The organism is Clostridium sediminicola, from assembly GCF_050402865.1.
Taxonomy (GTDB): domain Bacteria; phylum Bacillota; class Clostridia; order Clostridiales; family Clostridiaceae; genus Clostridium_AF; species Clostridium_AF sediminicola.
In genome coordinates this window covers 1-6,929 of record NZ_BAABMF010000047.1, presented here as the reverse complement: position 1 = coordinate 6,929, position 6,929 = coordinate 1, and the positions used below count along the sequence as shown (strand labels likewise).

The window sequence follows — 6,929 nt, the reverse complement described above, 5'->3', positions numbered from 1 at the left end:
ATCAGCATTTCAAGGAATAGTTCCTTATGGTGGACAAATATTAGTTGCAGCAGGATTAGCAAAATTATCTCCAGTTGAATTAGTTCCATATAGTATATATTCAATGTTAATGATTGTGTTTGGAATAATAGCGATAGCATTAGGTATCCCAAATTTTAAAAGAAAAGTTGATAGTACTAAAAAGTAGATTTATAAGAAAGTAAATAAAATGAACTCATTAGATGCGACTGCTTCTAATGAGTTTTTTTATTGTTTTAAGTTTGTTAAGCATGCTAAGGAGTGAAAATAGGTGTTATACAAAAATATCTTCCCTTATAATAGGAATGTTCAAACTACTTAAAATAACATATAGTAGATTAAACATTATGTGGTATTTTAAATAATATAGAATAATAAAGGAATATGATACTTGTAAAATTTTAATTCATTGAATATAATTATATTATACAAAAGTAATTTAGTTGAGCAAATGGAATGAGGTGTTCATATGATAGATGATGAGAAAAAAATATTTATAAAAATCGCACATTATTATTATATGCAAGGAATGACCCAGGAACAAATAGCAAATAAGGTTTCTATGTCAAGACAAAAGGTAAATAGGATTATAGGAAGCCTTTTTGAAAAAGGAATAGTGACAATTAAAATAAATGGCTATGAAAAAAGTTATGCAGAGTTAGAAGGAAGCATTGAGAAGCGATTTAATCTTAAACAGGTTATTGTTACAGATGTTGAAGATGAAAATTTAGAAGATAAATTAGGAAATGTTGCTGCCAAATATCTGGAGAGTGTTGTTAAAGATGGTGATGTTATTAGTGTTTCTTGGGGGAAAACACTTGCAGCTGTTGCAGATAGTATGCCTACATTAAAAAGGAAGGACATATCTGTTATTCAGTGTGTTGGAGGGACTAATGTAAAAGATATATCCATTATGACTGATGAAATAACAAGGGTGTTTTCAAACAAATTAAGAGCAAATCCTTATTTTATGTACGCTCCCTGTATTGTTAAAGATGAGAATACAAAGAGAGTTATTATGAATGAAGATACGGTAAAGAATGTTTTTAATATGGTTGAGAAAAGCAATATTGCACTTGTTGGAATTGGTGGTATGAGTGATAAAGCAACTTTACACAAATATAATTTTCTAGACGATGATGATTTTTCTTCACTAAAAAGCAGTGGGTGTGTAGGTGATATCTGTTTTATTCCTTTTGATATAAAGGGGAAATTAGTGGAAAAAAGTATGAAGAAAAGAATTATAGGAATAGATCATAATACGCTTATGGGGATACCTTTGGTAATAGGAGTTGCAGGTGGAGAAAACAAGAAAGAGGCAATTTTAGGAGCTTTAAATAGTGATTTTCTTGATGTTCTTGTTACTGATTTTGAGACAGCCAATTATATATTAGATACAGTTTAGATATGAAAAAATAATAATTAACATCAAACACTACATTTAAAAAATGGGTGTTTTTTTATTTTTGAGACATAAACATAAACAAAAATAAAATTGTTTAATAATTCTTGCAAAAATAAAAAAAATAGAATATAATTATAATATACAAAAGTAACACTGATGAGCAAATGTAACAAGACGTAAATATTACAAGATTGTTAAACCACAAAGCAAGAAAAGATTTTGAGGAATATAGAATAGTATTCTACTTAGGGAATGGTTTGGGATTTAGCAATGAGGAGGTGATTTGATGTCTGATAAACTTGTAATGGGTATTGATTCAGGTACTTCAAGCATTAAGGTAGCATTGTTTGATATCCATGGTAATAAAGTATGTTCTTGCGCTAAGAAAAATATTATAAAAAATAAAGATAATAACTATGAACAAGATATGGAACTGTTATGGACCGAAGTATGCGATGTAATAAAGGAATTAATACATAAAAACAGTATCGATGCGTCTAATATTCTGAGTATAGGCATTGCTGGTCAAGGAGAAGGTTGCTGGCTTATTGATAAGTACGGTAAACCTGTAAGAAATGCTATATTGTGGAGTGATGGACGAGCAAATGATATTGTAGCAGAAACTAATGGTAATAAAGACATAAAGGATGAAATTAGGCGAATTACAGGGTCTGTTTTATTTGCAGGGGCCTCAACGGCTATTATGATGTGGCTCAAAAAGTATGAACCAGAAAGTTTAAAAAAAGCAGAGCACTTTATGTTTTGTAAGGACTGGTTAAGATTTAAACTAACAGGATTAGTAGGCATGGAGGTAACGGATGCTTCAACCTCTTTATTAAATTTAAAAGACAAGACTCTATCAAAAGATTTATTTGAAATTCTTAATATTAAAGAGTGTATGGATTTGATACCGCAAATTTCAAATTCTTGTGATTTATCAGGAACTGTAAATAAAGAAGTCGAAGAACTTACGGGACTCAAGGAAGGTACACCAGTCGTATATGGGATGATGGATATTTCAGCAGCAGCAATTGGTATGGGGGCAGTAAATGCAGGAGATTGTTGCACACTGATTGGGACAACTATTTGTAATGAAGTAATAAGAAAAGATTATAAGTTTTCAGATGAAAGTACTTCAGGATATGAAATTTATCCTGTAAAAGATTTATGTTTGAATGTTATTGCGCCAATGGCTGGAACGCGTAATCTTGATTGGGTAATAAATAATTTGTTCAAAATGGAAAAGGAAGAGGCTCTGCGTAATAATGTTAGTATTTATAAGCTTCTTGAAGAAAAAATAAAGGATATACCATCTGGAGCTAGAGGCGTAATATATCTGCCATACATTAGTTCTAGCGGGGAAAGGGCTCCTTTTTATGATTGTAACGCAAGGGCAGAGTTTTTTGGATTATCTGAAAATACAGATAAATATTGCATGTTAAAGGCAGTGTATGAAGGGATAGCTTTCGCAATCAAAGATTGCATTAAGGATATAGAAGGTTTAAACAAAATTTATTTAGGAGGTGGTGGTTCAGAAAGTATGTATTTGGCAAAACTGCTTGCGGATTGTACCGGTAAAGAAATAATAATACCTTATGGAAATAAATTTACAGCAAAAGGTGCTGCAATAGCTGCAGGAGTTTATTCTGGCCTATATAAAGATATGAAAGAGGCAGTGAAAAGTACTTCTAAAGTCAAAAAAAGTATTAAACCTGATATCAAGAATACAAAAAAATATGAAGAATTATATAATTTGTACAAGTTACTGCGAGAGATGAATAAAGAACCATGGAAAATTAGAAGAAATATTCTCAAAAAATATAACTAATATAAAATCGATTGGAGCGAAAATAATGGAAAAATATTTAATGGAAAAAGAAAGTATTATTCAAGCTGGTAAAGATATGCTAGCAAATGATTGGACTGTAGGAACTTGGGGAAATATTAGTGTTAGAAGTAATGACGGTGAAAATGTAATAATTACACCAAGTGGAGTTGACTATGAGGTTATAACAACTGAAATGATGTCCGTTGCTGATATGAAAGGAAATCTTATTTCAGGGAAGAAACCATCAATTGAATTAGAACTACATACAAAAATATATTTAAATAGACCAGATGTTAATGCTGTTGTTCACGTTCACTCTCCATATACTTGTGCTTTCGCATGTACAAGAACTAATATACCACCAGTATTTGATGAGATGGCACAGATAATAGGTGGAGAGGTAAAAACAGCAAAATATGCAATTCCAGGTACTTCTGAATTGGCTAATAATTGTGTTGATGCATTAGGTGATAAGATGGCTACTCTTTTAGCAAATCATGGAGGCGTTGCTGTTGGAAAAACTTTAGAGGAAGCATTAAAGGTAACTGAAGTATTGGAAAAATCACTTCAATCATATGCTATTGCTAAATCTTTTGGTACACCTGTTGCCTTGGATGATGCTGCTGTAGACATGATGAGAGACTTTTTTCTAAACAAATATGGCAAATAGAAAGAAGGGAAGTATTATGAAGATTTTAGTTACAGCGGAAGTAAATGAAAATGTTATAAAAGAACTTGAATCATATGGAGAAGTTTTGATTGAAGGTTGGGGCAAGATGCATAGAAAGCTATCAGAAGACGAAATGATTGACCTAGCAAAAGACAAAGACATTTTGATTACAAGTTATGATCCTATAACAGAGAAAGTTATAGACGCATGCAAAAATTTAAAACTTATAGCTTGTACTAGAGCCAATCCTGTAAATATTGACGTAAAAGCAGCAAGAGAAAGAGGCATAAAAGTTATATTTACACCTGGAAGGAATTCAGATTGTACAGCTGAATATACAATAGCGATGATGTTAAATATTTCAAGACATATGGCAGATGCATATATGAGTTTAAAAAATGGTAAGTATTTAGCTGATAATGCTGCGGATGATGATAAATTTACTGGGCTTAAAGAAGATGTTACATGGGCGCTTGGACCTGGTAGTCCTTATGTAGCATTTAAGGGAATGCAATTAAAAGGACATATCTTAGGTTTGATTGGGTATGGAAGTATAGGAAAAAAAGTATCAAAAATAGCAGGCGCATTTGGAATGAAGATTTATGTGTATGACCCATATGTTTCGTCTGTAGATATTAATGACAATATTATTCAGAAGGTAACGTTTGAAAAACTTTTAGAAGAATCAGATTTTGTAAGCTGTCATTGTAAAGTTGACGAGAGCACAAGAGGATTAATAGGTGAGAAGGAATTCAAAAAAATGAAAAGCACTGCCTATTTTATAAATTCTTCAAGAGGTGCAATAGTAAATGAAAAAGCACTAATTAAAGCTTTACGTGAAAAAGAAATTGCAGGAGCTGCACTTGATGTATTTGCTGAAGAACCATTAGCAGAAGATCATCCTTTTATAACTGAACTTGACAATGTTTTTGTAACTCCTCATTTGGCAGGGGCAACCTACGATGCTATAGACAATCATACATATATGATTGTTGAGGACGTAAAGAATTTTTTAAATAACGGACAACTATTATATGAATACAGGTAAATGGGGGAAAGAATATGAATGAAATGAAAAAATGGAAAATGAATACAATAGCTGTGCATGCAGGGTCTGAACCTTGTCCTGCTACGGGAGCTTTAGTATCCCCAATATATCAAACATCAACATATGCATATGAATCTACAGAAGAGGCTGGAAAAGTATTTTCAGGTGAAAAATTTGGTTATTTGTATGGAAGAGATCATAGTCCTACTGAAATTGAGCTTGAGGAAAAGATTGCTGCACTTGAAGGTGGAGAAGCTTGTAAAGTATTCGCTTCAGGAATGGCTGCTATTGCTAATGCACATATGGCAATATTAAAGGCTGGAGACCATGTTATATGTGGAGATGTTGTATACGGGGGGACTTATGGATTATTTGATAAGATGCTTTCGGATTTTGGAATTACAGTAACTTATGTAGATACTTCAGATTTAGCTAGTCTTGAAAAAGCACTTAAACCAAATACAAAAGTTATTCATGTTGAAACACCTGCAAATCCTACATTAAAATTAACGGACATAGAATTGGTATCAAAATTTTGTAAAGAAAATAATCTTAAACTTATAGTTGATAATACATTTATGACACCATATTTACAAAAACCTTTAGAATTAGGGGCAGATATAGTAGTACACAGTGCTACTAAATACCTGAATGGGCACGGTGATTGTATTGCAGGTGCAATTGTTGCAGATAAGGAATTCATTAAAAATGGACTTCATGAAGGGGTAACAAAGCTTGGAGCATTAGTATCTCCATTTACTTGTTTCCTTGTAAAAAGAGGTATTCAAACTCTTCCACTTAGAATGGAACAGCATTTGAAAAATGCAATGGAAGTAGCGCTATATCTTGAAGCACATACTAAAACTGAAAATGTAATTTATCCAGGATTGAAAAATTTTCCACAATATGAGCTTGCAAAAAAACAAATGAAAGGATTTGGAGCTCTTATATCTTTCGAAGTTAAAGGTGGATTGGAAAATGCGAGAAAGCTTTGTGACAATTTAAAAATGATTAAACTTGCAGTTAGCCTTGGTGATGTAGGTACAATGGTTCAACATCCTGCTTCAATGACTCATAAATCACTACCTGTTGAGGAAAGAAGAAAAAGCGGTATAGCTGATGGTATGATAAGAATATCCATTGGTATTGAAAATTACGAAGATATAATTAATGATTTAGAACAAGCATTTAGAGAAATTTAGATTATTAGGCCATTATTAGATTTTGAATTTTATAAATCTAATAATGACCTAAAAATGATAAGGAGGTGATAAATGCTACAATATATAATTCTATAATTATTTTCAAATAGGAGGTGAGAATTTTAATAGAAGGATATCTGTAATCGTTTTCGTTTTATAAGAATTAATTGAATTCTAGGAGGAATTATTAATGAAAAATGAAAATCAAGACAAGAAGTATAACAGTTTTTTAGGTCTAACTCCATTGATATTATTTTTAGTTTTATTTTTAGCAACAGGGATAATTACTAAAGACTTTACTAATATGCCTGTGCTTGTTGCATTCATAATTGTATTAGCATATTCTCTATGCCTTAATAGAAAAGGAGAAAAATTATCCTTAGATAAAAAAGTTGATATTTTTTCTCGTGGTGGAGGAGATCCTACAATAATACTAATGGTTGTAATATTTATATTAGCAGGTGCTTTCTATTCAGTAGCAAATGCTATGGGTGCAGTTGATTCTACAGTTAACTTAGGTTTAAGTATTTTGCCAGCAAAAGCAATTTTACCAGGTATCTTTATGATTGGTTGTGTAATATCTTTTGCTATGGGTACTTCAATGGGAACAGTTACAGCTCTAACACCAATCGCAATTGGAATGTCTCAACAAACAGGTATTTCATTACCATTAATCGTTGCAACAGTAGTAGGTGGAGCAATGTTTGGGGATAACCTTTCATTTGTATCAGACACTACAATAGCAGCTACAAGAACCC

6 protein-coding genes and 1 pseudogene are annotated in these 6,929 nt (G+C 31.9%); all 7 read left to right on the top strand.

All coding sequences use genetic code 11. From position 1 onward, the window contains the following. Positions 1 to 187 (top strand): annotated as a pseudogene (locus tag ACQ3F0_RS26525) (Na+/H+ antiporter NhaC family protein); the annotation flags it as partial. Positions 188 to 487: 300 nt separating this feature from the next. After that, on the top strand, positions 488 to 1,423 hold the full coding sequence (locus ACQ3F0_RS26520; RefSeq protein WP_428868833.1) for a sugar-binding transcriptional regulator: 936 nt from the start codon (positions 488 to 490) through the stop codon (positions 1,421 to 1,423). Between the two features lie 286 nt (positions 1,424 to 1,709). After that, positions 1,710 to 3,251: an FGGY-family carbohydrate kinase gene (locus tag ACQ3F0_RS26515; RefSeq protein WP_428868832.1), complete on the top strand. Its 1,542-nt coding sequence runs from the start codon at positions 1,710 to 1,712 to the stop codon at positions 3,249 to 3,251. A gap of 25 nt (positions 3,252 to 3,276) precedes the next feature. Continuing rightward, positions 3,277 to 3,921 (top strand): class II aldolase/adducin family protein, encoded by a 645-nt coding sequence (locus ACQ3F0_RS26510; RefSeq protein WP_428868831.1) that lies wholly within the window; start codon positions 3,277 to 3,279, stop codon positions 3,919 to 3,921. 16 nt (positions 3,922 to 3,937) lie between these two features. Further along, positions 3,938 to 4,969 (top strand): 2-hydroxyacid dehydrogenase, encoded by a 1,032-nt coding sequence (locus tag ACQ3F0_RS26505; RefSeq protein WP_428868830.1) that lies wholly within the window; start codon positions 3,938 to 3,940, stop codon positions 4,967 to 4,969. A 14-nt stretch (positions 4,970 to 4,983) separates the two neighbouring features. Then, a complete protein-coding gene (locus tag ACQ3F0_RS26500) occupies positions 4,984 to 6,171 on the top strand; it encodes a trans-sulfuration enzyme family protein (RefSeq protein WP_428868829.1) in 1,188 nt (395 codons plus the stop codon). A gap of 190 nt (positions 6,172 to 6,361) precedes the next feature. Continuing rightward, positions 6,362 to 6,929 (top strand): Na+/H+ antiporter NhaC family protein (locus tag ACQ3F0_RS26495; protein ID WP_428868828.1); only part of this gene is annotated, 568 nt, incomplete at its 3' end.